Below are 23,997 nucleotides of genomic sequence, written 5' to 3' on the forward strand. Positions count from 1 at the left end.
CATGTCGGAGCACTCAGCGAACCCCTCATCGACGGTCGCCGCAACCGGCCGTCCCGTGGCGGTCAAGGCCGTTATCCCGGCCGCCGGACTGGCCACCCGCTTCCTGCCGGCCACCAAGGCGGTGCCGAAGGAACTGTTGCCGGTGGTGGACCGGCCGGTGCTGCAGTACATCGTCGAGGAGGCCACCCAGGCCGGCATCGGCGACGTGTTGCTGATCACCGGCCGGGGTAAGACGTCGATGGTGGACCACTTCGATCGACGCCCCGACCTGGAGACCAGGCTGGAGGAGAAGGGCGACGCCGAGCGGCTGGCCGCCGTGCGCCGGCCCAGTGAGCTGGCCGAGATCTACACCGTCCGGCAGCCGGAGCAGCTCGGGCTGGGCCACGCCGTCGGGTACGCCGAGTCCCACGTCGGCGACCAGCCCTTCGCGGTGCTGCTCGGCGACGAGTTCGTCAAGCCGTCCGAGCCGCTGCTGCCGGCGATGCTGGAGCTGCAGGCCCGCACCGGCGGCGTGGTGCTGGCCTTCTTCGAGGTCGACCCGGCCGACACCAAGCGGTACGGCATCGCCTCCGTCGAGCCGGCCGAGGCGGAGCTGACCGACATCGGTGAGGTCGTCAAGGTCACCGGCATGGTGGAGAAGCCGCAGCCGGAGGACGCGCCGAGCAACCTCGCGGTGCTGGGTCGGTACGTGCTGCCCGGCAAGATCTTCGACGCGATCCGCCGGACCAAGCCGGGCAGCGGCGGCGAGATCCAGCTGACCGACGCCATGGAACTGCTGCGCACCGAGGGCACACCGGTGCACGCGATCGTCTACCGGGGCACCCGCTACGACACCGGCATGCCGCTGGGGTACCTCCAGACCGTCGTGCAGATCGCCGCCGAGCGCGAGGACCTCGGCAGCGAGTTCCGCTCCTGGCTGGCCGAGTTCGTCAAGGCCGACGCGGCAGGCGGATCTGGTACATGACCGCGACGGCCGACGCCGAGGCGGCCGCGAACGAGTTGACGCCGCTCGCCGACTACCTGGGCAGCGTGCTGCGCAGGTTACGAGCGCTGCCGCCACTCGACCTCGACCTCACCCAGGCGCACGGCAACGTCCTCGCCGAGGATGTCGTCGCGCCGCACGCCTTCCCGGCCTTCGACCAGGCGGCCGTGGACGGGTACGCGGCCCGGTGGGAGGACATTTCCGGAGGGGGCCGGGGCCCGAGCTACGTCCCGGCCCCCTCCGGCACGCCAGGCGGCCGGACCATCCGGCTCAACGTGGTCGGCGACCTCGGCGCGGCGAGCTGGCGGCCGGTGCGGCTCACCCCGGGCTCGTGCTTCTCGGTGGCCGCCGGGGCGCCCCTGCCGGTCGCCGCGGACGTCGTGGTCCCGGTGGAGTGGACCGACCAGGGCATGGCCGCCGTGGAAATCTTCCGCACCCCCAAACGGGGGTACGGGGTACGCCGCGCCGGTGAGGAACTGCCGGCCGGCACCCTGCTCGCCCGCGCCGGCACGTACGTCTCGCCGGCGCTCGTCGCGGTCTTCGCCGCCACCGGCATCGGGCACGTGGTGGTCCGGCCCAGCCCTCGGGTGGTCATCGTGGCCACCGGCGACGAGTTGGTCGACGTGGGCCGGGGCAGCCAGCCCGGTCAGGTGGTGGACGCGAACTCGCACGCGCTGACCGCCGCCGCCGCCGAGGTGGGCGCGCTGGCGTACCGGGTCGGTATCTGCGACGACGACCCGGAAGGGCTGCGCGGGCTGCTGGAGGACCAGACCCTGCGCGCCGACCTGATCATCACCACCGGGGGGACCGGCACCGGCCCCGGGGACATGGTGCGGCGGATCCTGTCCCGCCGCGAGGGTGGCCGCGCCGGGCCGGTGACCTTCACCGACGTCGCGCTCTATCCCGGCACCGCGCTCGGGTTCGGCACCGTCGGCGCCGAGGAGGTGCCGGTGGTCTGCCTGCCCGGTGACCCGGGGGCCGCGCTGATCGGTTTCGAGGTGCTGGCCCGCCCCGCCATCCAACTGCTCGCCGGCGCCGAGCCGGTGTTCCGGCCCAGCGTCCGGGCGCACCTGCTGGAGACCGTGTCGTCCCCCGGCGGGCTGCGGGAGTTCCGGCCCGCGCACGTCGCGGAGCGGCGCGGCGGCGGTTACACCGTGCAGCCGCTGCGCGGCGGCCCGTTCACCCTCTCCGGCCTGGCCGAGGCGAACGGGCTGCTGGTGCTCGGCGAGCGGGTCACCACCGCCGCCGCCGGCTCCACCGTGGACGTCCTGCTGCTCGACCGGCGCCGGTGAGTGCGCTCGGCTGTTCTTCGACGGTGCGCGTGGTGGGTCCACTTGCGCACGATCCGGTCCCGCGCGGGAGACTGTGCGGGTGAGCCTCTTCGGACCCGCGCGAGCCCCCGGCTGGCCGGCGGTGCTGGTCGACGGCCCGGTGCTGCTACGGCCCTACCGGCGCTCCGACGCGGCGGCGTGGTCGGAGGTGCGCCGGGCCAACCGGGCCTGGCTGGCACCGTGGGAGTCGTCGCTGCCGGGCAGCTGGGACGAGCTGAACTCGCCGGCCGCGTTCCGCTGGGTGCACCGTGACCAGCGGCGTTCCGCCCGCGAGGGCGAGGGTATGCCGTTCGCGGTCTGCCTGCGGGAGGCCGACCGGGACCGGTTGGTCGGGCACCTCAACGTCGGCAGCATCGTGCGCCGCGCCTTCTGCTCCGGCTACGTCGGCTACTGGGTCGACGCCCGAGTCGCCGGACAGGGCGTGATCCCGACGGCGCTCGCGCTCGCCGTGGACCACGCGTTCGGCCCGGGTGGGCTGCACCGGGTGGAGGTCAACATCCGGCCGGAGAACCGACCGTCGCGGCGGGTGGTGGAGAAGCTGGGCTTCCGCGAGGAGTCGTACCACGTGCGCTACATGCACATCGACGGCGCCTGGCGGGACCACATCGGATACGCGATGACGAGCGAAGAGGTCGCCGCCGAGGGTGGTCTGCTGGCCCGCTGGCACCGGGTACGCGCCACCGCGCGGTGAGCCGTCCCACGCACGGGATCGGCGCGGCGCGGCGGCATCACGGTCGGTGCGCCGTAACCTCAAGTAACTGCAAGCTGCGGCAAGCGCTCACCGCCCGGACGATCTACGCACCCAGGCACGATCGGTGGAAGATCCTGCGGTCGGGCAGCGTTTGCTCCGAATTCGGTGACGGGAGGGGTGAGGGTGCCGACCTCGGTGCTCCTCGCCGTCCTCGCCGCCGCCGGCCTGCTCGCCCTGGCCCCGGCGCTGGTTCGTCGGTACGACGCCACCGAGCGGCTGGTGGCGGAGCGGGCGCAGTCGACGGCGCGGGTGCTCCAACGCCGTCGACGGCGCCGCACTGTGCCAGGACGGCAGCCCGTGCACCCGCCCCGCTCCCTCGTCGTCACCCTCAGTGAGGATGCGACTACAGGAAGGCTGGCTGCGCCGGTCTCCGCGCCCCCGGCGGCACGCCGCTCCGGCCGGCTGCGCGCCGTACCGCCGGCACCGAAGCGCTCCCGCCGTCGTCCGCCGCGCCGGCAGCACACCCCCGCCGTGTACCGCCGACGCCGGGTGCTCGCCGCGCTGCTGCTGCTCAACGTCGTCGAGTTGATCGGCGTGCTGTTCGTCAGCCCCGGCTTCTGGATCGGCTTCTCGGTCACCTTCCTGCTGCTGGCCCTGTACGTCGTACACCTGCGCGGGCGTGCCCTCGCCGGCCGGCGTCGACGCCGCGCCCACGCCCGGGAGGCGGCGTGGCTGGCCGCCCGCCAGGCCGAGGTCCGCCGCGAACAGGCCCGCCGCGCGGCGGCCCGCCGGGAGGCGCAACGCCGCCTGGCGGCCCAGCGCGAGGGGGTACGCCGAGCAGCCATGGGCCTCGACCGGCCCGGCGACCTGCCGGCGGCCGTCAACGGCGGCTCGGTCTCGTACCGTCGCTCCGGAGGACTGCGCGGCCGCCCCTACGAGGCCGGCCGCGGCGCCTGACCCCGCGCTGCCTCGACCTCGCGGTGCCCGGCGTCGCGCTGCCCTGTGTCGCGGCGCCTGGCCTCGCGGCGCCTGGCCTCGCGGCGCCCGGTCTCGCGACGCCCGGCGTCGCGCTGCCCGGTGTCGCGGCGCTTGATCGACTCCGGTTCGCCGAGGTGGGGGTATCGCCGCGAGATGATGCCGCCACATCGGCGACGTCGAGTCGATCAAGGGTGTGCGGGGGCTTGATCGACTCGACTTCCTGGAAGGCGGGGTGTCGAGGCGTCCCGGATGCCCCGGTTTCCTGGAAGTCGAGTCGATCTCCGTGCTGGTGACAGCGCCGCACCGGGGGCGGATTCGCGGTGGAGGCCGGCGACCTGTTAGCCTTGCTGCCGGCCCGCCCGGTGTAAGCCGGGTGGGACCGAAGCCGGTTCGCCGGTGGGGGGCTGTGGCGCAGACTGGTAGCGCACCTCGTTCGCATCGAGGGGGTCAGGGGTTCAAATCCCCTCAGCTCCACCCCAGGTCAAAGGCCGTTTCCGCGAGTCGGAGACGGCCTTTTTCGATCATGAAGGCAAGCGCGGCGGCGCGGACGTGCACGGTCAACTGAAGCGCTCGGTGGTCACGAGCACGAGGCCGTGCTGCCGCAGGACCTCCGTCAGCTCGTAGAGGATCTCACGGTGGCCACCGGCGACGGATCCGACGGTGCAGCCGTCCGTCGTCCGCCAGACGGTCCTCAGGGTCGCCACCTGATCCGCCCGGAGGTCCTTGGCGAAGAGGACGCGGTACACGCGTCGCTCGTGGAAGCCCTCCGGTGGCTGTGTCGGGCCGAGCCGCAGTGGCGGGGCGGTCGCGAAGGCTTGATGGTCACGGAAGTACGTGCGCAGGACCGCTTCGGAGGGCAGGTGCCGACCTCCGAGGCGGCGGTAGGCGGCTACGGCGTCGGCGTGTGCGATGGGAACAACCCGGGCGAGCACGGCCGGATCGGTGCGCAGACCGCGACTCAGCGAGGCGGAACTCCACCAACCGGCGCTCGGCGTCCAGCCCGCGCTGTGCAGACCCGTCGTGGTGAAGTCGTCGTGCCGGGTGAACTCCTCGACGAGGATGCCCTCCACCTCATGATCGCCCTGCGCGGACCGGACCAGGTGGTAATCCAGCGAAGGCCCGGCGTGCGGCCGATCGGTGCTCACCGGCCCCATCCTCCGGCCACGCCGCACACCGGGCAACAGTGATCCGTCCATACCAGACGGTTAGCCCGCAGACGTCGATCATGTCGTCCATCCGACCTGCCGCAACCGAGAGGCATGTTCAGGGGTGCTTCTGGCATCAGTTGACGCCCGGGAGTATCCGGGCCGCCCGCACGGGGAGAAGAGAATGACGCACACCGCTCGACACCGGATGCTCGCCGGCACCGCCGCCGGCCTGCTGGCCGCCTCTCTCGGCGTCGCCGTGGCCTCGACGGCGACCGCCGCGCCCAGGACCGGGGCCACCAGCGCCTGCACGATCAGCACCTTGCCCTATCCGACGGACACCTACCGCGCCGACGCGAGCGTCATCGACCCGTCGGGCCGCTTCGTCGCCGGCACCGCCCTGCGGATCCGGGAGGACGGCAACCAGTACCTGCTGCTGACCTGGGACGGGCAGCAGCTCACCGAGACCGAGGCGCCGGGCAACGGGATCGACCCGGTCGACGTCAACGAGAGCGGCATCGTGATCGGCAACGGCTGGGCGGAGAACGGCATCGGCCGACCGTGGACGTTCCGCGACGGCAAGCTCGAGCAGTTGCCGGTGCTGCCGTCCACCGGCATCTTCGTCTCGGCCATCAACAAGGCCGGCGACATCGTCGGCTACGGCTCGGACATCGTGCCCGGCGAGTTCGTCGCCCTGCGCTGGCCGGCAGCCCGCCCGGGCACGGTCGAGGTGCTCGACGCCCCGGTCAACGCCCAGCCGGTGGGGATCTCGCCGAACGGGACGATCGTCGGTTACGCGGGCCCGTTCGGTGACTGGACCAGCTGGGTCCGCCGGCCGAACGGCAAGATCAAGCCGCTCGCGGTTACGGGTGGTGGGTCGACCTCGCTCAACGCCGCCGCGGGCCACTGGGCCGTCGGCCAGGCCTGGCTGGATGGCACCAGCCCGGCCAAGGTGCGGTGGGACGTGCGCGACGGCTCGTACACGTTCCTCGACCAGGAGATGGGGCTGGACGACGTCAACGCCAAGGGCGTCGTGGTGGGTGGCGACCGGGTCGCGCGCGGGTCCACCTCGCGGGTCCTGCCGGGCAGCGGCGAGCGGATCAACATCGGCGCTCGGGCCATCTCCGACACCGGCACCATCGTCGGCTTCCGCAACGCCGACCGGGTGACGCCGGTGCGCTGGACGGGCTGCTGACCGCGCACCAAACGGGGGCGTGGGGCCGGTCCGATCACCGGGCCGGCCCCACGGCACGTCACGGCCTCCAGGAGCCGGCGGTCGCGAACTTGTGCTGGTACTCCAGCACTCCCGAGGTGTCCTGCACGTCGAACACCACGCTGCCGGTGCGCTTGGTGCCCGCGGTCAGGTCGTTGGCGGCCGGCATCGGTTTGCCGCAGCCGGAGAAGGCGCCGGCGATCGCGTTGGTCTCCGTCCCGTCGGCGGCGACCCACTGGAAGTACAGCGGGTTCGCCGAGCCGGTGCCCTTGGTGACCGCCACAGTCACGTCGGCGATCACGTACATGCCCTCGTCGGGCTTGAGGCCGTACGACGTGCAGGGCTTGGTGGCGGTGCTGAACTTCGTCACGGTGATCTCGACGGTGCCGCCGTTGTCGTCGATGACCAGGGTGTCCCCGGCGGACATGTTCCGGGTGTCGCTGTCGGCGGACGCCCGGGGCGACGGCGCGGTGCTGGCCGGCGGCTGCCCGACACCACGGGTGACTGCCGGGGTGGGCAGCGCGTCGGTCACCTCGTTCGCGGCGCGGTTCGCGCCGATGACCACCGCCACGATGCCGCCCGCGCAGCACAGCAGGGTGAGCACGGCCGCGGTCACCGCGATGGCCACCACTGTCTTCTTGGAGTTCTTCGTCTGCACGGGCGGCGGCGGCATGAGCGGGTAGCCCGGCCCACCGGGCTGCGGGTAGGCGCCCGCGCCGGGCTGCGGGTAAGCGCCGCCGGCCTGCGGGTACGCGCCGCCCGAGAACGGCGGCTGCGGCGGGTTCGCCGCTGCCGACCACGGGCTGGGCGGCACCGGCGCCTGCGGGACCGTCGGGTCGGCGGCGGACTGCTGCGGCTGCGGTGTCGCCGCGAACGGTTGCGTCGGCGGCTCCGGGTTCGGCTGCTGAGGGTCCTGCGGCCCGGCGGGGGGCTGGGGGTGGGTCACCGTACTCCTTGACGCCTCGTACGTGCGGTTCGGGAACCCGCCGACGCTACCGTGCGTCGCCGACCCGCCGGTCGCCGCGCCGGCTCGTGTCCCACCGTCCGCGAGTCGTCGACGCACCGGCCAGAATGGACGGTGCAGGGGTCAGCGCAGCGTGAGGACGGCGGCGGTGCGGACCAGGCCGTCGGCGACCACGAACCGGCCGGTGATCGTGCCCGGAGGATCGGCGACCTGCGCCGCGTCCACCCGCGCCGGTGCGATCCGGGCGGTGAACGTACCGGAGTCCGGGTCCAGCGTGAGGTGGGCGTCGTGGAAGTCCAGCCAGCTTCCGACGACGGGGTGCCAGACCTTGTAGACGGTCTCCTTGGCGCTGAACAGCACGACGGGCCAGGAGATGTCGGAGGGTAGCCGCGCGAGGGTCTCCTCCTCCTCGGGCAGCAGCACGAGTCGGCGTACCCCCGCATTGATCTCGCGGTGCCGTTCGGCGTCCATGCCGACCGATCGCAGGTCGGTCGCGCGCGCCGCGGCGGCGGCGCAGTAGCCGGTGGTGTGGGTGATGGTGCCGACCACCCCGGCGGGCCAGATCGGCGCGCGGTCGGCGGCGGCCGGCACGGCCGCCACCGGCAGGCCGAGGTCGGCCATCGCGCGGCGGGCGCACACCCGGCCGGCGGTGAAGTCCCGTCGACGGGTCTGCACCGCCCGTTCGCCGAGGCACGCCTGTTCGGCGGTGAGGAGTTCCCCGGTCCAGTCGTCGGGTGCGGCGACCGCCACGGCGACCGTCGGCGGCAGGAGGTCACGCACGGCCGCCACCTACCGTCCGGTAGCGAAGGGGCATCCGCTCGACCGTCAGATTTCCGACTCCCACGACGGGAGAAGGTACCGCAAAGATGTAACACCGGAGGGACGCGTCGCGCCCTCCAGGATGGCTCCGGGGGGACCACCATCAACACCTGGCCAGTCCCGCGAACATCTTGAGAGGACCTGCGATGAGCGATGGCACCGAACCGCCGGGGGATCGGGCCGACGACCACGCACCGACGACCCCGGGCTGGAGCTGCGGCTCCTGCGGCGACGAGTGGCCGTGCGCGACGAAGCGCAGCCGGCTGCTCGCGGAGTACGGGGATGATCGGGCGATGCTCAGCGTCTACCTGGGCTCGTGTCTCGCCGCCGCCGCCGAGGATCTGCGCGCGGCCCCGGTGATGTCGCTGCAGGACCGGTTCATCGGCTGGCTGCCCCGCGGCGCGCGACGCCGCTGAGCCCGCCGGTGGCCCCGCCCGGCGTGGGCGGGGCCACCGGTTGGCCGGGCGGGTTCAGGCCCGGCGAGGCCGGCGGGTCAGCGCGAAGCCGAACACCCCGGCCACCGCGGCGAGCACGCCGCCGATGCCGGTCCAGATCCACCGCGAGCCGAGATCCGGCAGCCAGTCCGCCGGCGAGTCGCCCTCGTCGTCGGCCTCCGGGTCGGGCGTCGGTACGGCGTTGAGCACCGTCCCCGCCCTGGTGTTCGCCACCAGCGGCGCGGCCAGCTCACCGTCGTCGGCCGAGGCGCCCCGGTCCGCGAGGACGCCGACCAGCAGGTCCACGTCGACGGGTGCGCCCAGGTCGGGCTCGGGCAGGTCGATGACGGAGAGCCGGACGACGTACGTGCCGGGCAGCGGGTCGGCCGACCACGGCTCGGCCCAGGGCCGCACCTCGCGCAGCGTGCAGCCCAGCGCCACGCTCGACGCCTTGCCGTCCACCGTCGGGGTCTGCGCCCCGGCGGTGCACGCCTGCCGTCGGCGCAGCCCGTCGAACACGTCGACGGTCCAGGTGGAGGCGCCGCTGCGTGCCTTCGGGAAGGTGACGGTGGCGCTGATCTCGTGCACCTGCCCGGCGGTCGCCGGGAACGACCAGTAGAGGTGGTCGCCGACCGAGGCGTCCACCCGCACCGGTTGGCCGGCCGTGATCGGGGTGGCGGTGAGGAACGAGGTGCCGGCCCGGGTCACCGGCGTGGCGCCCGGAGACGGGGTGGGGGCGGCCAGGGCCGGCCCGGGCAGCAGCGCGGCCCCACCGGCGGCGAGCAGCGCCGCCAGCGACCGGAACAGTGCGGTAAGCATCAGTTCTCCCTCCAGGTGGCGACCCACCAGCGGGTGAGCAGGCCGGCGATCAGGCCGGTGAGCAGGCCGGCCACGGTGAGCAGGGCGAGCAGCACCCAGCCCCGGCCGAGGTCGGGCCCGTCCGGGGCTCCCGCGGCGGCGACCACGTCGATGGTCAGCTCCACCGGCATGCCGGGCGTCGCCGCGGTGCCCGGGCGTGCGGCGAACGAGTTGCTCACCACCAGGCAGACGGTGGTGGGCTCGACGACGGGCGTCGAGGTGTCGGCGGTCGCGTTCTCGTCGTCGGCGGTGTCCTCGTCGTCGGCTGTGGCCGACCAGCGCAGACCGGCGGAGAGCACGTCGGCCCGGCCGCTGCCCGCGTCGGCGCCACGGACCAGTTCCCGGCCATCCGCCGCGGTGGCCCGCAGCAGCACCCCGTAGTCCCGGTTCACCGGCCGGTCCAGCGCCATGCTCACCGACGCGCGCAGCTCCTGCCCGGGGCGTACGGGCACCCGGTAGTAGCGGTGCTCGGAGAACGACTCCCGGTCGGCGTACACGCCTGGGGCGAGCAGCGGCGCGGAGTCACAGGCGCTCGCGCCGCCGACCACGGTCGGGGCCCGGGTGTGGGTGTCACCGGCCCGCTCGACGAGCTGTTTGATCCGGCCGGTCAGCTCGTCGGCGCTCTGCGCCGCGGTGTAGGTGCCTCCGGTCGCCCCGGCGATGCAGAGCAGCTGACGGCGTACCTTCTCGTCGGGCGCGAGACCGAGCGTGTCGACGACCAGGCTGGTGCCCTGCGCGGCCAGTTCCCGGGCGACCTGGCACGGGTCCGGTGGTGCGCAGGTGTCCTCCCCGTCGGTGATCAGCACGATCCGCCGGGTGGTGGCGCCGGTGCCCAGGTCCTGCGCGGCGGAGCGCAGCGCGAGCCCGACCGGGGTGAACCCGGTCGGTCGGAGCGTCGCGACCGCCGCCTTGGCCCGGGTCCGGTCGACCGGCCCGACCGGAACGATCTGCTGGGTGTCCTGGCAGCCGACCTTCTTGTCCTTGCCCTTGTAGGTCGCGCCGAGCACCCGGATGCCGAGCTGGGTCTCCTCCGGCAGCGCGTCCACCACGTCGTTGAACGCCTGCTGGGCCACCGAGATCCGGCTGCGCCCGTCGATGTCCGCGGCCCGCATCGAGCCGCTGACGTCGAGCACCAGCTCGACCCGGGGCGGCTCGGCCGCCTGCTCCTCGTCGGCCGCCGCCGGGACCGGCCCGGTCAGCGCGGTGGTCGCCAGCAGTCCGAGGAGGACGGCCGCCGATCGTCTGAAGTTGATCACGGCGGGCAGTGTAGTAAAATCCACTTTGGATGATCATTGGGGTGGTTGGTCGTCCCGGATGACCGGGGACGCGTGGACCCGGCCGGGTCAGGCGGGCGGGTCGAGCAGTGCGACCAGCCGCGTCGGCGCGATCTCCCGGTACGCGTCCCGACACAATTCGTCGATCTCGGCCCAGTCGACCGTGCCGTCCAGCCGTACGCCGACCCAACCCCGACCGCCGACGTAGGGCGGGCGGAAGAAGCGGGCCGGGTCGGCGGCGGTCAGCTCCGCCTGGGCGCCCGTCGGCGCGGCGCACCAGAGGTGGGGAAAGTCGTTCTGGTGGTGCCCGTCGGCGTGCAGAGTGACGAACACGCTCTTGTCCCGGACGAACCAGGTCGGTGACCCGTGGCTGGGCCGCTCGGTCACCTCGGGCAGCGCGAGGCAGATCGCCCGGACCCGTTCCAACAGCTCCACGGCACCCCGCCTCCCGTCACGATCCCGACGCCCACCACGGCGAGCCTAGTGCGTCGGGCCGGGTCGCCGGCAGCCCTCGAAGCGGCCTCCGTCGGCGTCGAGTCAGCCGGTTCGGGGGCGCTGGGTCCACGTCAGGTCACCCTCGGTCAACGGTCGGAGGGGAGACGTCGGCCCGGGTGGAATCCGTCGGAAATCTGACCCAAGTTGACCCGTTGTGCCGGTGGTGCGCGGTGGTTAAGCTCTTCATGCGCGCCCCAATCGCCCGCTTCCCCCGTGGCAGGCGATCGGGGCGCGCGTCTTCGTGTATGAGGTCGGGCCCGCACGCGTGACGCGTGCGGGCCCGATTTTCCGTCGCGCTGTGCGGCGCGTCGCCTGCCGGTGCTTATATCCAGCGGCCGTCGAGCCACATTCGGGACAGCCAGTCCGAGTACGGGATCAGCCGTCCCACGAAAATCGGATAGAAGTACGCGAAGCACAACGCCACCAGCAGCACGTACGCCCCGGCCGCGATGCTGCCCACCAGCCGGCGTTCGTAGCCCGCGTCGCCGGGCACCAGGGCTGCCGTCTCACCCACGTCGCCGCCGGGCGGAGCGATCAGCGCGCCCAGCACGTACACCACGGCCAGCACCAGGAACGGCAGCGCCGGCGCGACGTAGAACGAGAACATCGTCCGGCCGTCGAGGGCGAACCAGAACCAGGGCAGCAGTCCGGCGGCCACGGTGAGCAGGATCGCGCCGGCCCGCCAGTCCCGTCGGGCGATGCCCAGCCAGACCAGCGCCACGAGGGCGGGCAGGAACGACCACCACAGCAGCGGGGTGCCGAGCAGCAGGATCTCCGAGGCGCAGGTCGGCGCCCCGCAGGCGCCGTCGCCGGACCAGTGGAACGCCACCGGCCGCCCGAGCAGCAGCCACTGCCACGGCCACGACTGGTACTTGTGCGGATCGTCGAGCTGGGCGTGGAAGCCGTACGCGGCGCGGTGGTACTCGAAGAGGTTGACCAGCGGGCCGATCACCGGGGTGTCGCTGAGCGGGGCGCTCGGGTAGGCCGACGCGAGCCGGTAGTAGCCGTCGTCGCTGAGCAGCCACCCCGACCAGGTGGCGAGGTAGGTGCCGACCATCAGCACGCCGGCCAGCACCAGCCAGGGCACCTCGTCGAGCAGGGTGTCCCGCCAGGGCCTGCGGACGCCCGCCGAGCGGCGGACCCCGACCTCCCAGAGGACCACGAACAGGGCGAACACCGGCACGAAGTAGAGCGCGCTCCACTTGACCGCGCAGGCGCAGCCGATCAGCACCCCGGCGGCGAGCCGCCACCACGGCCACGTGCGCCAGCCGGTCGGCGGCCGACCCGCGCGCCCCGGCAGACTCGGGTCGAGCCCGTCGTCCAGGGCGCGCGCCCAGCGCCGGCGGCGGGCGTCCCGGTCGAGCACCAGCGCGCCGAAGGCGGCCAGCACGAAGAACAGCAGGAAGATGTCGAGCAGCGCCGCGCGCGACAGCACCAGGTGGAAGCCGTCCAGCGCGAGCAGCAGGCCGGCCGCGCAGCCGAGCACCGTCGAGCGGAACAGCCGCCGACCGATGCGGACCAGCAGCAGTACCGACAGCGTGCCGATCACGGCCGCCGAGAACCGCCAGCCGAACTCCGGCGCGGTGGTGAACAGGTGCCCACCGACGGAGACCTTCGACTCCGCGTCCTGATAGCCGAAGGTCCACTCGCCGACGCCGATCAGCCACTTGCCCAGCGGCGGGTGCACCACGTACGACGGGCCGTTGTCCTTGTAGTTCCACTCGACGCCCCGGCTGATCAGCCCGTACGCGTCCTTGGCGTAGTACGTCTCGTCGAAGATCTTGCCCTTGGGGCTGGACAGGCCCACGAAGCGCAGGATCCCCGCGATAACCACCACCACGGCGGTGGCGAGCCACGAATACGGGTCCACCCGGCTGTCGACGGTGGCGAACCGGCGGCGGACCACGGCGGATATGCCCCCGCCGTCGGCACGTGGTGCCGTCGGTTCCTGGTGGGGGCTGGGCTCGCCGGACACCTCGACCGTGTCTGCCGGGTCGGCGCTCGGGCTCTGCGCTGTAGACGCACTCGTCACCCGGCGATCGTAGGCTGCCAGGGTGTCCTGTGGCGCCCGTCGTCCCTGATACCGGTATTCGCTGTCGATGAAGGAGACGATGTCGTGGGTGAAATGTCCGAAGCTGGGCGCCTGATCCTGCTCGGTGCCCCGCTCGGCAACCCCGCCGATGCCTCGGTGCGGTTTCGGGAAGTCCTGGCCAGCGCCGACGTGGTGGCCGCCGAGGACACCCGCCGCCTGACCCGGCTGGCCCGCGACCTCGACATCACCGTCGGCGGCCGGATCGTCTCCTATTTCGAGGGCAACGAGGAACGGCGTACGCCCGAACTGGTCGAGGTCATCCTCGGCGGGTACGTGGTGGCGCTGGTGACCGACGGCGGCATGCCGAGCGTCTCCGACCCGGGTTACCGGCTGGTCCGGGCCGCGTTGGACGTCGGGGCGCCGGTCACCGTGGCACCCGGGCCCAGCGCGGTGACCACCGCCCTCGCCGTTTCCGGGCTGCCCTGCGACCGGTTCTGTTTCGAGGGGTTCCTGCCCCGCAGTGGGGGTGCCCGCCGGTCCCGGCTGCGCGCGCTCGCCGCCGAGGAGCGCACCCTCGTCTTCTTCGAGGCGCCGCACCGGATCGGCGCGGCGCTCGCCGACCTGGCCGAGACGTTCGGCGCGGACCGGCCGGCCGCGCTCTGCCGGGAACTCACCAAGACCTACGAGGAGGTGCTCCGCCGCCCCCTCGGCGAGTTGGCCCGGTGGGCCGCCGAGGGCGATCCGCGCGGGGAGATCACCCTGGTGGTGGCCGGCTCGCCGGTGACCGCGCCGGAACGCCCCGACGACGACACCCTGCGCGCGGCCGTCGCCGAGCGGGAGGCCGCCGGCCGGTCCCGTCGGGACGCCATCACCGATGTCGCCACCGAATACTCGCTGCGCCGCCGTGAGGTCTACACGATCGTGCACAGCTGACCCACCGGCGCGTTCACCACGCGGCGGCGAGGAAGCCGAGGGTGATCAGCGCCGGGCCGGCGAGAGCCGTGGCCACCGCCCAGCGGCGGTGTCGCCGGCCGGGCAGCCGGGCCGACCCCGTCCACCGGACGATGCCGGCGGCGCAGCCGAGCACCGCCAGCAGCCCGGGCAGCCAGCGCAGGTGTCGGCCCGCGCCGGTGTCGGCGTACGCGGTGTCGCCGTCCGGGCCGGTCATCCGTGCCCGCAGCGCCGCCCCGGGCGCGCCACCTCCGGCGGGTACGCCGCTGACCCGTACCCCGTGGGCCAGGAACCGCCCGTCGTCGGCCGTGAAGATGCCCCGGCACCGCTGGGTGAGACCGCCTCCGGTGCAGTGGTCGATCACCACCGTGCCGTCGCGCGCGTGCCCGACCGCGAGCCAGAACGGGCCGGCGCTGACCCAGGCGAAGAAGGCCGCGACCAGGCTCAGCAGCACCAGCGCGGTCAGTCCGGGCAGCGGGTCCGGCAACGCGGTCGTCCGCGACGAGGGACGGCGAGCCCGGCGCTGGGGGGCGGCGACCTCGCGGACGGGGGTGCCGTCCCAGTGCACCTGCTCGATCGGCGCCCAGAACGTGCCCTCGTCGTCCGGTGGCCGGTCCCCGTCGACCCGGTGAGCAATTCGGCGACGGCTCTGCTGGCGTACCGGCACCCGACGCGGCACCGCGTCCACCGGCGCCCCGGTGGTCGGCTCCACCTCGACCGGGACCACGGTTGCCGGCTGCGCCCCGACCGCCGTTCGGGCCGGTTCGCGCGCCGCCGGCGCGACGTCGGCCGACGCGCCCGGCGGGCTCGGCGGCTTCGGGCGGGCCGGGCTGGGCACGGGCGCCGTCGGGCTGGGCCGCGCCGGGGTGGGGGCCGGCGCGGCCGGCGTGGGCCGGGCCGGGGTGGCGGCGAGCTCCGTCGAGGTGTCCCGCCGTGGCGCGGCCGCCCGCCCGGACGGCGTGGGCCGCTGGTGGCCGGGCCGATCGGGTTCGGGGGCGGTGACCAGCCGGGGCTGCGGCGCGACCCCGGCGGCCCGGGGTGCGCCGGGCTCGTCGCCGCCGGTCGGCCCGGTGGGACGCTCGTCGTGGTCCCGGGCCGCTCCTCTGCCAGTCACGACGTTCATTGCACACCGGTAGCGGAGGCAGATCGGGCAGCTGGACCGCGTGTCGACGACAAATCGGACCAATGGGCGGGGTGGTCGATCCGGTCCGGCGGCCCGGCACCCCCCATTGGTTCGCGGACGCCCCGGGCGGGTCACTAGGCTTGCTGCTCATGAGTCACGTTCTCGCGGCAGTGGCCTGGCCGTACGCCAACGGCCCCCGCCACATCGGCCACGTCTCCGGTTTCGGCGTTCCCTCCGACGTCTTCGCCCGGTACATGCGGATGGCCGGCCACGACGTGCTCATGGTCTCCGGCACCGACGAGCACGGCACCCCCATCCAGGTGCAGGCCGACGCCGACGGGGTGACCCCGCGCGAGCTGGCCGACCGGTACAACAGGGTGATCGTCGAGGACCTGCACGGCCTCGGGCTCTCCTACGACCTGTTCACCCGCACCACCACCCGCAACCACTACGCGGTGGTGCAGGAGCTGTTCGAGGGGATGTACCGCAACGGCTACATCGTGCCGAAGACCACCATGGGCGCGATCTCGCCGTCCACCGGGCGCACCCTGCCCGACCGGTACATCGAGGGCACCTGCCCGATCTGCGGGTACGACAGCGCGCGCGGCGACCAGTGCGACAACTGCGGCAACCAGCTCGACCCGATCGACCTGATCGACCCGAAGTCGCGGATCAACGGGGAGACCCCGAAGTTCGTCGAGACCGAGCACTTCTTCCTGGACCTGCCCGCCCTGGCCGACGTGCTGCGCCAGTGGCTGGACACCCGGGAGGGGTGGCGGCCCAACGTGCTGCGGTTCTCCCGCAACCTGCTCGACGACCTCCAGCCGCGGGCGATCACCCGGGACCTGGAGTGGGGCGTGCCGATCCCGCTGGACGGTTGGCGGGACCGCTCCGACAAGCGGATCTACGTCTGGTTCGACGCGGTGATCGGCTACCTGTCCGCCTCGATCGAGTGGGCCCGCCGCTCCGGCGACCCGGAGGCGTGGCGCAGGTGGTGGTCCGCCGACGGGGAGGGCAAGGACGCCCGGTCGTACTACTTCATGGGCAAGGACAACATCGTCTTCCACTCGGTGATCTGGCCGGCGCTGCTCTCCGGATATTCCGGCGAGGGCTCCCGCGACGGCGAGCCGGGCGAGTTGGGCCGGCTCAACCTGCCCACCGAGGTGGTCTCCAGCGAATACCTGACCATGGAGGGGCGCAAGTTCTCCTCGTCGCGCAAGGTGGTCATCTACGTCCGCGACTTCCTGGAGCGCTACGACGCCGACGCGCTGCGCTACTTCATCGCCGCCGCCGGCCCGGAGAGCAACGACACCGACTTCACCTGGGCGGAGTTCCTGCGCCGCAACAACGACGAGCTGGTCGCCGGCTGGGGCAACCTGGTCAACCGGTGCGTCTCGATGGCCGCGAAGAACTTCGGGGCGATCCCGTCGATCGACCCGGCCGGCCTCACCGAGGCCGACGAGGCGCTGCTCGCCGTCGCCCGCGCCGGGTTCGACACGGTCGGCGACCTGATCGGCCGGCACCGGCAGAAGCAGGCCATCGGCGAGGCGATGAAGGTGGTCGCCGAGGCCAACAAGTACCTCTCCGAGCAGGCACCGTGGAAGCTCAAGGCCGAGGCCGACAAGCCCCGCCAGGGCACCATCCTGCACGTCGCCCTCCAGGTGGTCAGCGACGCCAACACGCTGCTCACCCCGTTCCTGCCGCACTCCGCGCAGCAGGTGCACGAGCTGCTGGGCGGCACCGGCGTGCACGCGCCGATGCCGGTCATCGAGCAGGTCGACGACCTGGACGGCGGGCCGGCGTACCCGGTGCTGACCGGGGACTACACGGTGGGCGCGCGCTGGGAGTCGGTGCCACTGGAGGCCGGTCGGCCGCTGGCCGCGCCGAAGCCGGTGTTCCGCAAGCTCGACCCGTCGATCGTCGACGAGGAGCTGGCCCGACTGGCCGGCTGATCAGCGAACGGCGCGCGGCGGTGGGCTCTCGGACCGCCGCGCGCCGTCACAGCACGTACCGGGTGTCCATGACCTGGTCGTCGCTCACCTCGGCGCCCGGCGCCCAGGTCTCGTAGACACCCCGGTCGTGGCACTGCGCGCCGGTGGCGATCACCGCGTCCGGGTCCGGGAAACGCAGCCGTAGCCGCAGCCAGCCGGCCTCCTCGCGCAGCACCAGGCACCACACGCCCCGCCACTGCGCGAACCGGACCCGGCGGGCCACCGCGTCCACCGGATAGCGGGCCGCCCGGGTCATCGCCAGCACCCGGAACCCCCCGGGCAGGTCGGCCACCGCCTCGTACTCCGTGTCGCCGTAGAGGCCGACCAGCTGGGTGGAGCGCGGGGCGTCGCCGGTCGGCACGTACTCCTGGTCGGGGGAGAGGCCCGGCACCGCGGCCAGCAGGTGCCGCCACTGCGGGCCCACCATCCGCAGCCACGCGCGCTGCTCGGCCTGGTAGCTGTAGAGCACCACCTCGACGCCCTCGGCGGGATAGGCGACGAGCGTCGCGTTCGCCGGCATCGGCAGGTCGGCGAAGTCCCGGGTGATGAACTCGGGGATGAGCTGGCCGTTGCTCGGCACGAAACCGGTGCCCAGCACCGGCGGGCCCAGCCGGTCCCGGGACGCCAGCGCCGTCAGCCCCCGGTGCGCCTCGCCCACCGGCACGTCGTAGTCGCCCGGGTCGGCGGCCCGCCAGCGCAGCGCGTACGCCACGTCCGAGCCGTCCCGCCCGACGTCGCCGTCGGTGCGCAGCACCGTGGTCGTCGACGGCGTACGCAGGTGCGCCACGTCGTGCTCGCGATAGCAGAAGCCGTGCGGCAGCCAGCCCCGCACGTACCCGGCGAGCTGCCGGCCGGAGAGCACCTTCACCATCCGGGTGCCGCGCCGGATGATCGCCGAGGCACGAACCGCCGCCAACACCGGGTCACCCGCCGCGGACGGCTGCTGGCTGAGCTGGTGTACGTGCGACCAGCCGTGTTCCCGGTGCGCCGGCATCATCAGCGGTGTCTCCGGCTCCTCGGCCGGCACGACGGCACCGTGCACCGCGCTCACCTCCGTGACGTGCACGAACCGACGCCACGGCAGGGCGCTGCCCGGACGCGGCGCCCGCTCGAAGCCGGCCACCTCCTCGGCGCTGAACAGCTCGTACGCGGCGCCCCGGGCGATCTCCTCAGCCGGGTAGACGCCGCCGCCGAACGCCACGTGCAGCCCGGTACGTTCGCTGCGCTCGCTCACCCGGCGACGGTAGAGTCGCGCGGCGTAGTCGAGGTGAACGCCGGGTGGCGGGCGGATGGACGGCCCCGGTGTGTGATGCTGTCGCTGATGAGCGAGCCGACTGAAACCCGCCGCGAGCGTGCCGCCCGGCGGGCCGGAGAGTTCCCGCCCGCCCCCGAGCCGCTGCCCCGGCCGGTGCTGGACAGCCACACCCACCTGGACATCACCGTCGGCGAGGCCGGCGTGCCCGGTGGCGGGCCGTCCGACGACCCGGTCGCCACGGCGATCACGGTGGCCACCAAGGTCGGCGTGGACCGGCTGGTCCAGGTGGGCGTGGACGTGGCCTCCTCGCGGTGGGGCGCGGACACCGCCGAGGCGTATCCCGCCGTGCTGGCCACCGTGGCGCTGCACCCCAACGAGGCGCCCCGGCTGGCCGACCTCGACGAGGCGCTGCGGGAGATCGAGTCGCTGGCCGCCCGCGACCGGGTCCGGGGGATCGGCGAGACCGGCATGGACTTCTTCCGTACCGGCGACGAGGGGCGCGCCGCGCAGGAGACGAGCTTCCGGGCGCACATCGCCATCGCCAAGCGGTACGGCCGGACGCTTGTCATCCACGACCGGGACGCCCACGCCGACGTGCTGCGGATCCTCGACGACGAGGGCGCACCGGACACGGTGGTGCTGCACTGCTTCTCCGGTGACGCCGAGTTTGCCCGCGAGTGCGTGCGCCGGGGCTACCTGCTCAGCTTCGCCGGCACCGTCACCTTCGGCAGCGCGACCGCCCTGCGCGAGGCCGCCGCGCTCACCCCGCTGGACCAGATCCTGGTGGAGACCGACGCCCCCTACCTCACCCCGACCCCGCACCGTGGCCGGCCGAACGCCTCGTACCTCATCCCGCTCACCGTCCGGTCCCTCGCCGCGACCACCGGCAGCGACCTGGACGAGCTGTGCGCGGCCATCTCCGCCACCGGCGACCGGGCCTTCGGCCCGTGGTGAGCCCGGCCCGGCGGCCGGTCCCGACGACGCCGCTACGCTGCCAGCCATGACCGGTCTCCTCGGCCCGGCGGAGATCCGGGAGCTGGCCGCCCGGCTGGGCGTCGCGCCCACCAAGAAACTCGGCCAGAACTTCGTGCACGACCCGAACACGGTGCGGCGGATCGTCACGGCCGCCGGCCTGACCCCCGACGACGTGGCCCTGGAGGTGGGCCCGGGGCTCGGCTCACTCACCCTGGGGCTGCTGCCGGTTGCCGGGCACCTGCACGCCGTGGAGATCGACCCGACACTCGCCGGTGCGCTGCCGGAGACCGTCGCCAGGCACGCCGGGGCGGACGCCGCCCGGCTCACCGTGCACCGCGCCGACGCGCTCCGTGTCAGCGCCGCCGAGCTGGCTGACCCGCCGCCGACCGCGCTGGTCGCGAACCTGCCCTACAACGTCGCCGTACCGGTGGTGCTGTACCTCCTCGCCGAGCTACCCACCCTCCGGCACGGCCTGGTGATGGTGCAGAAAGAGGTCGCCGACCGGCTCGTCGCCGGTCCCGGCTCGAAGGTGTACGGCATCCCGTCGGTCAAGCTCGCCTGGTACGCCCACGCCCGAAGCGCCGGTAAGGTGCCGCCGAACGTGTTCTGGCCGGTGCCCAACGTCGACTCCGGTCTGGTCGCCTTCACCTGCCACGAACCGCCCCGCGCCGACGTGCCGCGGGAGCGGGTCTTCGCCGTCGTGGACGCGGCGTTCGCGCAGCGCCGAAAGACCCTGCGCGCCGCGCTGGCCGGCTGGGCCGGTGGCCCGGACCGGGCCGCCGCCGCGCTGACCGCCGCCGGCGTCGACCCCGGGGCCCGGGGGGAGTCACTGACCGTCGAGCAGTTCGCCGCCATCGCCGCGTCGGCCCCGGCCGGTACGGTGGCCGCGAAGTAGGCTGACGCCGTGTCCGCCGACTCCGCCGAGGAGCTGATTTTGAGCAAGCCGTTCGACATTCGCCTGCGCACGCGGGACCTCACCCCGTGACCGAGGCCTGGCGACCGGACGACGAGGACGATCGACGCGGGGCCATCGGTCCGGTGCGGGTCCGGGTGCCCGCCAAGGTCAACCTGCACCTCGGGGTGGGCCCGCTGCGCCGCGACGGCTACCACGAGCTGAACACCGTCTATCACGCCATCTCCATCTACGACGAGCTGACCGCCCGCCGGGGCGACACGCTGGCGTTGACCATGGAGGGCGAGGGCACCGGCGAGCTGGCGCTGGACGACTCCAACCTGGTGATCCGCGCCGCGCACGCGCTGGCCGGGTACGCGGGGGTGCTGCCGCACGCCCGCCTGCACCTGCGCAAGCAGATCCCGCTCGCCGGCGGGCTGGCCGGCGGCAGCGCCGACGCGGCCGCCGCGCTGGTGGCCTGTGACGCGCTGTGGGGCACCGGGCTGTCCCGCGACGAACTGGCCGGGATCGCCGCCGACCTGGGCTCCGACGTGCCGTTCCTGATCTACGGCGGCACCGCGCTGGGCACCGGCCGGGGTGAGGCGGTCAGCCCGGTGCTGGCCCGAGCCACCTCCTGGCACTGGGTCGTGGCGATCGCCGACAGCGGCCTGTCCACCCCGGCCGCGTACCGCGAGCTGGACCGGCTGCGCGACTCCGGCGCCGCCGGCGCCCCGCTGGGCAGCACCGACGCTCTGCTGGGTGCGCTGCGTCAACGCGACCCCCGGGTCCTCGCCCGAACGCTCGGCAACGACCTGCAGGACGCCGCGCTGGCCATGCGGCCCGCGCTGGCCGACACCCTCAAGGCCGGCGAGGCGGCCGGCGCGCTCACCGGCATCGTCTCCGGCTCCGGCCCGACCTGCGTCTTCCTCGCCGCCGACGCCGCCGACGCCGAGCGGATCGCCGCCGAGCTGACCAGCGCCGGGGTGTGTCGGGAGGCACGGGTCGCGCACGGGCCCGTGGTGGGCGCGCGCGTCGGCTGACGTCGCGTCCCGGACGGCCCGCGCGGCGAGGGTGGCCGGAACGTCCGCGTACCCTTGGGTTCAGGCGTCCCGAGGTGCCCGCCGGCACCCGGACGCCTTGATCTTGAAGGGTGGAACGTGGCCAACATCGTCAATCTGGACCGGGTGTCCAAGGGGTACGGCGCCGCCGGGCGGCTGCTCACGGACGTCTCGCTCGGCCTGGACGACGCCGACCGGATCGGTGTGGTCGGCCTCAACGGCGCCGGCAAGTCCACCCTGCTGCGCCTGCTCACCAAGCAGGAGGAGCCCGACGACGGCAGGGTCACCCACCGCCGTGACCTGCGCGTGCTCTGGCTACCGCAGCAGCTCACCCTCGCCCCGGACGCCACCGTCCGGGACGTCGTGCTCGGCACCGCCTGGCTCGGTGAGGGCATGGGCGCCGAGCACGAGTGGGCCGGCGACGCCGGCGTCCGCAACATCCTCGACGGCCTCGGCATGCCGCACCTCGGCCTCGACCAGCCGGTCGGCCCGATGTCCGGTGGCGAACGGCGGCGGGTGGCGCTCGCCGCGCTGCTCGTCCGCGACTCGGACCTGCTGATCCTCGACGAGCCCACCAACCACCTCGACGTCGGCGGTGTCGACTGGCTGGCCCGGCACCTGGTCGGCCGCAAGGGCGCCCTCGTCGTGGTCACCCACGACCGGTGGTTCCTGGACGCGGTCTGCACCACCACCTGGGAGGTCGGCGACCAGACCGTCCGGGCGTACGAGGGTGGCTTCGCCGCCTGGACCCTCGCCCGCGCCGAGCGTGAACGCGTCGCCGCCGCCACCGAGGCCCGCCGGCAGAACCTGCTCCGCAAGGAGATCGCCTGGCTGCGGCGCGGGCCGCCCGCCCGCACCTCCAAGCCCCAGTTCCGCATCGACGCCGCGAACGCGCTGATCGCCGACGTGCCGCCGGCCCGCGACACCATGTCCCTGCAGCGCATGGCCGTCTCCCGGCTCGGCAAGCAGGTGTACGAGCTGGAGAACGTCGAGCTGCACGCCGGGCCGAAGGAGATCCTGCGCGACGTCACGTGGCTTGTCGGCCCCGGTGACCGGATCGCCATCCTCGGCGCCAACGGCGCCGGCAAGACCACCCTGCTGCGGATGCTCGCCGGCATCACCCGCCCCGACGGCGGCCGCCTCGGCACCGGCTCGACGGTGCGACCGGCGTTCCTCTCCCAGGAACTCGTCGAGCTGCCCGGGCACCTGCGGGTGCTGGAGGCCGTCGAGGAGGTCGCCCGCCGGGTCCAGCTCGGCGACCGGGAGGTCTCCGCCGCCCAGCTCGCCGAGGTCTTCGGGTTCGACGACCGCCGGCTCTGGACGCCCGTCAGCGACCTCTCCGGCGGTGAGCGTCGCCGGTTGCAGATGCTGCGGCTGCTCGCCGGCGAGCCCAACGTGCTGCTCTTCGACGAGCCCACCAACGACCTGGACACCGACACGCTGGCCGCGCTGGAGGACCTGCTCGACTCGTGGCCCGGCACGATCATCGTGGCCAGCCACGACCGCTACCTGATCGAACGCGTCACCGACACGGCGTACGGGATGTTCGGCGACGGCCGGCTCGTGCACCTGCCCGGTGGCGTCGACGAGTACCTCGCCCGGACCGCCGAGCGAGCCGGCGCCACCCGGGCGGGCGGCACCGGCCCGGTCGCGCCGGCCGGGCCCACCGCGGGTGGCATGTCCGCCGCCGAGGTGCGCCAGGCCCGCAAGGAGCTGACCCGGCTGGAACGGCAGCTCGGCAAGCTCGACCAGCGCGAGGTGACCCTGCTCGACCAACTCGCCGCCGACGCCACCGACTACGCCCGCGTCGCCGAGCTGGACACCCAGCTCAAGGATCTGCGCGCCGAACGGGAACGGATCGAGGAGACCTGGATGACCCTCGCCGAGGACCTGCCCGAGGGCTGAGCGGGCCGGGCACGCCGGCGCGGGGGCCGTGTGCGGCGTCACACCGACACATGCGGAACAATCGTCGGCGACACCTCACCCTTGGAGACCCAGACATGGCCCACACCCCCATCAACCACCCCGCGCGGCCGATCTACCGGGCGATCGGCGGGCTGACCGGTCTGTACCTGGTGGTCTTCGGCGTGCTCGGCATCATCACGAGCGCCGGCAACGAGATCCTCGCCCAGGACGACACCCGCGTCCTCGGCCAGGGCGCCAACCTCGGCTTCTCGCTGCTCTGCGTGCTGCTCGGGCTCGTCGTGCTGGTCGGCACCGCGCTCGGCCGCAACATCGACGTGGCGATCAACCAGTGGATGGCGTACGCCCTGATGGTGATCAGCCTGGCCGGTCTGGCCTTCATCCGGACGGACGCCAACTTCTTCAACTTCAGCATCTTCACCGTGATCGTCGTGATGACGGCCGCCCTGGTGCTGCTCATGGCCGGCATGTACGGCAAGGTCGGCACGGAGGATGAGGCGGAGGCGTTCCAGAAGGCTCGGCTGGTTCTCTGATCTTCTGGGTTGCGGTCGTGGGTTTTCGCCGGAGCCCGAGCTGCTCCGGGCGGTCAGGCTTGATCCCTGCGCAGCTCGGG

General features: G+C 73.6%; 22 protein-coding genes and 1 tRNA gene. 14 read left to right on the forward strand and 9 right to left on the reverse strand.

The window, feature by feature from the left end; all coding sequences use genetic code 11:
• Position 1 precedes the first annotated feature (1 nt).
• The 5 genes from ABZU53_RS17675 (at position 2) to ABZU53_RS17695 (ending at position 4,456) form a co-directional block, all read left to right on the forward strand.
• Entirely contained in the window at positions 2 to 964 is a 963-nt protein-coding gene (locus ABZU53_RS17675; RefSeq protein WP_354855901.1) for a UTP--glucose-1-phosphate uridylyltransferase, read from the forward strand.
• Entirely contained in the window at positions 961 to 2,274 is a 1,314-nt protein-coding gene (gene glp, locus ABZU53_RS17680) for a gephyrin-like molybdotransferase Glp (RefSeq protein ID WP_139582488.1), read from the forward strand. Before ABZU53_RS17675 ends, glp begins: the two co-directional genes overlap by 4 nt.
• Positions 2,275 to 2,353: 79 nt before the next feature.
• Positions 2,354 to 3,004, forward strand: a complete 651-nt coding sequence (locus ABZU53_RS17685; RefSeq protein ID WP_234584369.1) for a GNAT family protein — start codon at positions 2,354 to 2,356, stop codon at positions 3,002 to 3,004.
• 177 nt (positions 3,005 to 3,181) lie between these two features.
• Complete coding sequence (locus ABZU53_RS17690) at positions 3,182 to 3,961, forward strand: hypothetical protein (RefSeq protein ID WP_355066742.1); 780 nt, start codon at positions 3,182 to 3,184, stop codon at positions 3,959 to 3,961.
• 421 nt (positions 3,962 to 4,382) lie between these two features.
• Positions 4,383 to 4,456, forward strand: a tRNA-Ala gene (locus ABZU53_RS17695).
• 83 nt (positions 4,457 to 4,539) lie between these two features.
• Here ABZU53_RS17695 and ABZU53_RS17700 read toward each other — a convergent pair.
• On the reverse strand, positions 4,540 to 5,127 hold the full coding sequence (locus ABZU53_RS17700; protein WP_355066743.1) for a hypothetical protein: 588 nt from the start codon (positions 5,125 to 5,127) through the stop codon (positions 4,540 to 4,542).
• A 184-nt stretch (positions 5,128 to 5,311) separates the two neighbouring features.
• On the opposite strand from ABZU53_RS17700, the gene ABZU53_RS17705 reads away from it, so the two are divergent.
• Positions 5,312 to 6,322, forward strand: a complete 1,011-nt coding sequence (locus ABZU53_RS17705; protein WP_355066744.1) for a hypothetical protein — start codon at positions 5,312 to 5,314, stop codon at positions 6,320 to 6,322.
• 58 nt (positions 6,323 to 6,380) lie between these two features.
• On the opposite strand, the gene ABZU53_RS17710 is transcribed toward ABZU53_RS17705, so the two are convergent.
• Positions 6,381 to 7,286 carry a hypothetical protein gene (locus tag ABZU53_RS17710; protein ID WP_355066745.1) on the reverse strand — a complete coding sequence of 302 codons (906 nt, stop codon included), beginning with the start codon at positions 7,284 to 7,286 and terminating at the stop codon, positions 6,381 to 6,383.
• Positions 7,287 to 7,427: 141 nt separating this feature from the next.
• Positions 7,428 to 8,084, reverse strand: coding sequence for a 4'-phosphopantetheinyl transferase superfamily protein (locus tag ABZU53_RS17715; RefSeq protein ID WP_354863272.1), 657 nt, complete (start codon positions 8,082 to 8,084; stop codon positions 7,428 to 7,430).
• A 185-nt stretch (positions 8,085 to 8,269) separates the two neighbouring features.
• On the opposite strand from ABZU53_RS17715, the gene ABZU53_RS17720 reads away from it, so the two are divergent.
• Positions 8,270 to 8,539 (forward strand): hypothetical protein, encoded by a 270-nt coding sequence (locus tag ABZU53_RS17720; protein ID WP_354863273.1) that lies wholly within the window; start codon positions 8,270 to 8,272, stop codon positions 8,537 to 8,539.
• A gap of 54 nt (positions 8,540 to 8,593) precedes the next feature.
• On the opposite strand, the gene ABZU53_RS17725 is transcribed toward ABZU53_RS17720, so the two are convergent.
• From ABZU53_RS17725 to ABZU53_RS17740, 4 genes are all read right to left on the reverse strand, one after another.
• The gene (locus ABZU53_RS17725) at positions 8,594 to 9,376 is read right to left on the reverse strand and encodes a peptidase (protein ID WP_355066746.1); all 783 of its coding nucleotides are present in this window, start codon (positions 9,374 to 9,376) and stop codon (positions 8,594 to 8,596) included.
• Positions 9,376 to 10,671: a VWA domain-containing protein gene (locus ABZU53_RS17730; protein ID WP_355066747.1), complete on the reverse strand. Its 1,296-nt coding sequence runs from the start codon at positions 10,669 to 10,671 to the stop codon at positions 9,376 to 9,378. Before ABZU53_RS17730 ends, ABZU53_RS17725 begins: the two co-directional genes overlap by 1 nt.
• A gap of 87 nt (positions 10,672 to 10,758) precedes the next feature.
• On the reverse strand, positions 10,759 to 11,124 hold the full coding sequence (locus tag ABZU53_RS17735) for an MmcQ/YjbR family DNA-binding protein (protein WP_354861851.1): 366 nt from the start codon (positions 11,122 to 11,124) through the stop codon (positions 10,759 to 10,761).
• Between the two features lie 382 nt (positions 11,125 to 11,506).
• Positions 11,507 to 13,159, reverse strand: a complete 1,653-nt coding sequence (locus tag ABZU53_RS17740; RefSeq protein WP_355066757.1) for a phospholipid carrier-dependent glycosyltransferase — start codon at positions 13,157 to 13,159, stop codon at positions 11,507 to 11,509.
• 141 nt (positions 13,160 to 13,300) lie between these two features.
• On the opposite strand from ABZU53_RS17740, the gene rsmI reads away from it, so the two are divergent.
• Entirely contained in the window at positions 13,301 to 14,149 is an 849-nt protein-coding gene (gene rsmI / locus ABZU53_RS17745; protein ID WP_354861853.1) for a 16S rRNA (cytidine(1402)-2'-O)-methyltransferase, read from the forward strand.
• Between the two features lie 13 nt (positions 14,150 to 14,162).
• Here rsmI and ABZU53_RS17750 read toward each other — a convergent pair whose 3' ends face one another.
• The gene (locus ABZU53_RS17750) at positions 14,163 to 15,290 is read right to left on the reverse strand and encodes a hypothetical protein (RefSeq protein WP_355066748.1); all 1,128 of its coding nucleotides are present in this window, start codon (positions 15,288 to 15,290) and stop codon (positions 14,163 to 14,165) included.
• Between the two features lie 149 nt (positions 15,291 to 15,439).
• Here ABZU53_RS17750 and metG point away from each other — a divergent pair, with 149 nt between their 5' ends.
• Positions 15,440 to 17,242 (forward strand): methionine--tRNA ligase, encoded by a 1,803-nt coding sequence (gene metG / locus ABZU53_RS17755; RefSeq protein ID WP_355066749.1) that lies wholly within the window; start codon positions 15,440 to 15,442, stop codon positions 17,240 to 17,242.
• Between the two features lie 46 nt (positions 17,243 to 17,288).
• Here the strand turns inward: metG and ABZU53_RS17760 are convergent, their stop codons facing one another.
• A complete protein-coding gene (locus ABZU53_RS17760) occupies positions 17,289 to 18,515 on the reverse strand; it encodes a hypothetical protein (RefSeq protein WP_355066750.1) in 1,227 nt (408 codons plus the stop codon).
• A 75-nt stretch (positions 18,516 to 18,590) separates the two neighbouring features.
• Between ABZU53_RS17760 and ABZU53_RS17765 the strand changes: the two genes are divergently transcribed.
• The 5 genes from ABZU53_RS17765 (at position 18,591) to ABZU53_RS17785 (ending at position 23,917) form a co-directional block, all read left to right on the forward strand.
• Positions 18,591 to 19,490, forward strand: coding sequence for a TatD family hydrolase (locus ABZU53_RS17765; RefSeq protein WP_355066751.1), 900 nt, complete (start codon positions 18,591 to 18,593; stop codon positions 19,488 to 19,490).
• Positions 19,491 to 19,536: 46 nt separating this feature from the next.
• Positions 19,537 to 20,406: a 16S rRNA (adenine(1518)-N(6)/adenine(1519)-N(6))-dimethyltransferase RsmA gene (gene rsmA / locus ABZU53_RS17770; RefSeq protein ID WP_354861861.1), complete on the forward strand. Its 870-nt coding sequence runs from the start codon at positions 19,537 to 19,539 to the stop codon at positions 20,404 to 20,406.
• 86 nt (positions 20,407 to 20,492) lie between these two features.
• Positions 20,493 to 21,443, forward strand: a complete 951-nt coding sequence (locus ABZU53_RS17775) for a 4-(cytidine 5'-diphospho)-2-C-methyl-D-erythritol kinase (protein WP_354861863.1) — start codon at positions 20,493 to 20,495, stop codon at positions 21,441 to 21,443.
• 117 nt (positions 21,444 to 21,560) lie between these two features.
• A complete protein-coding gene (locus ABZU53_RS17780; RefSeq protein ID WP_355066752.1) occupies positions 21,561 to 23,366 on the forward strand; it encodes an ABC-F family ATP-binding cassette domain-containing protein in 1,806 nt (601 codons plus the stop codon).
• Positions 23,367 to 23,461: 95 nt separating this feature from the next.
• Positions 23,462 to 23,917: a DUF4383 domain-containing protein gene (locus tag ABZU53_RS17785; protein WP_354861867.1), complete on the forward strand. Its 456-nt coding sequence runs from the start codon at positions 23,462 to 23,464 to the stop codon at positions 23,915 to 23,917.
• The last annotated feature ends 80 nt before the right edge of the window (positions 23,918 to 23,997 follow it).

Source organism: Micromonospora sp. NPDC005194 (assembly GCF_040608335.1).
GTDB lineage: Bacteria > Actinomycetota > Actinomycetes > Mycobacteriales > Micromonosporaceae > Micromonospora.

What these genes read in the sequence shown, in the direction of transcription:
- ABZU53_RS17675 (WP_354855901.1), top strand. Translation starts at nt 2, where the DNA reads ATGTCGGAGCACTCAGCGAACCCCTCATCGACGGTCGCCGCAACCGGC.
- glp (WP_139582488.1), top strand. Translation starts at nt 961, where the DNA reads ATGACCGCGACGGCCGACGCCGAGGCGGCCGCGAACGAGTTGACGCCG.
- ABZU53_RS17705 (WP_355066744.1), top strand. Translation starts at nt 5,312, where the DNA reads ATGACGCACACCGCTCGACACCGGATGCTCGCCGGCACCGCCGCCGGC.
- ABZU53_RS17720 (WP_354863273.1), top strand. Translation starts at nt 8,270, where the DNA reads ATGAGCGATGGCACCGAACCGCCGGGGGATCGGGCCGACGACCACGCA.
- ABZU53_RS17725 (WP_355066746.1), bottom strand. Translation starts at nt 9,376, where the DNA reads ATGCTTACCGCACTGTTCCGGTCGCTGGCGGCGCTGCTCGCCGCCGGT.
- ABZU53_RS17750 (WP_355066748.1), bottom strand. Translation starts at nt 15,290, where the DNA reads ATGAACGTCGTGACTGGCAGAGGAGCGGCCCGGGACCACGACGAGCGT.
- metG (WP_355066749.1), top strand. Translation starts at nt 15,440, where the DNA reads ATGAGTCACGTTCTCGCGGCAGTGGCCTGGCCGTACGCCAACGGCCCC.
- ABZU53_RS17765 (WP_355066751.1), top strand. Translation starts at nt 18,591, where the DNA reads ATGCTGTCGCTGATGAGCGAGCCGACTGAAACCCGCCGCGAGCGTGCC.
- rsmA (WP_354861861.1), top strand. Translation starts at nt 19,537, where the DNA reads ATGACCGGTCTCCTCGGCCCGGCGGAGATCCGGGAGCTGGCCGCCCGG.
- ABZU53_RS17785 (WP_354861867.1), top strand. Translation starts at nt 23,462, where the DNA reads ATGGCCCACACCCCCATCAACCACCCCGCGCGGCCGATCTACCGGGCG.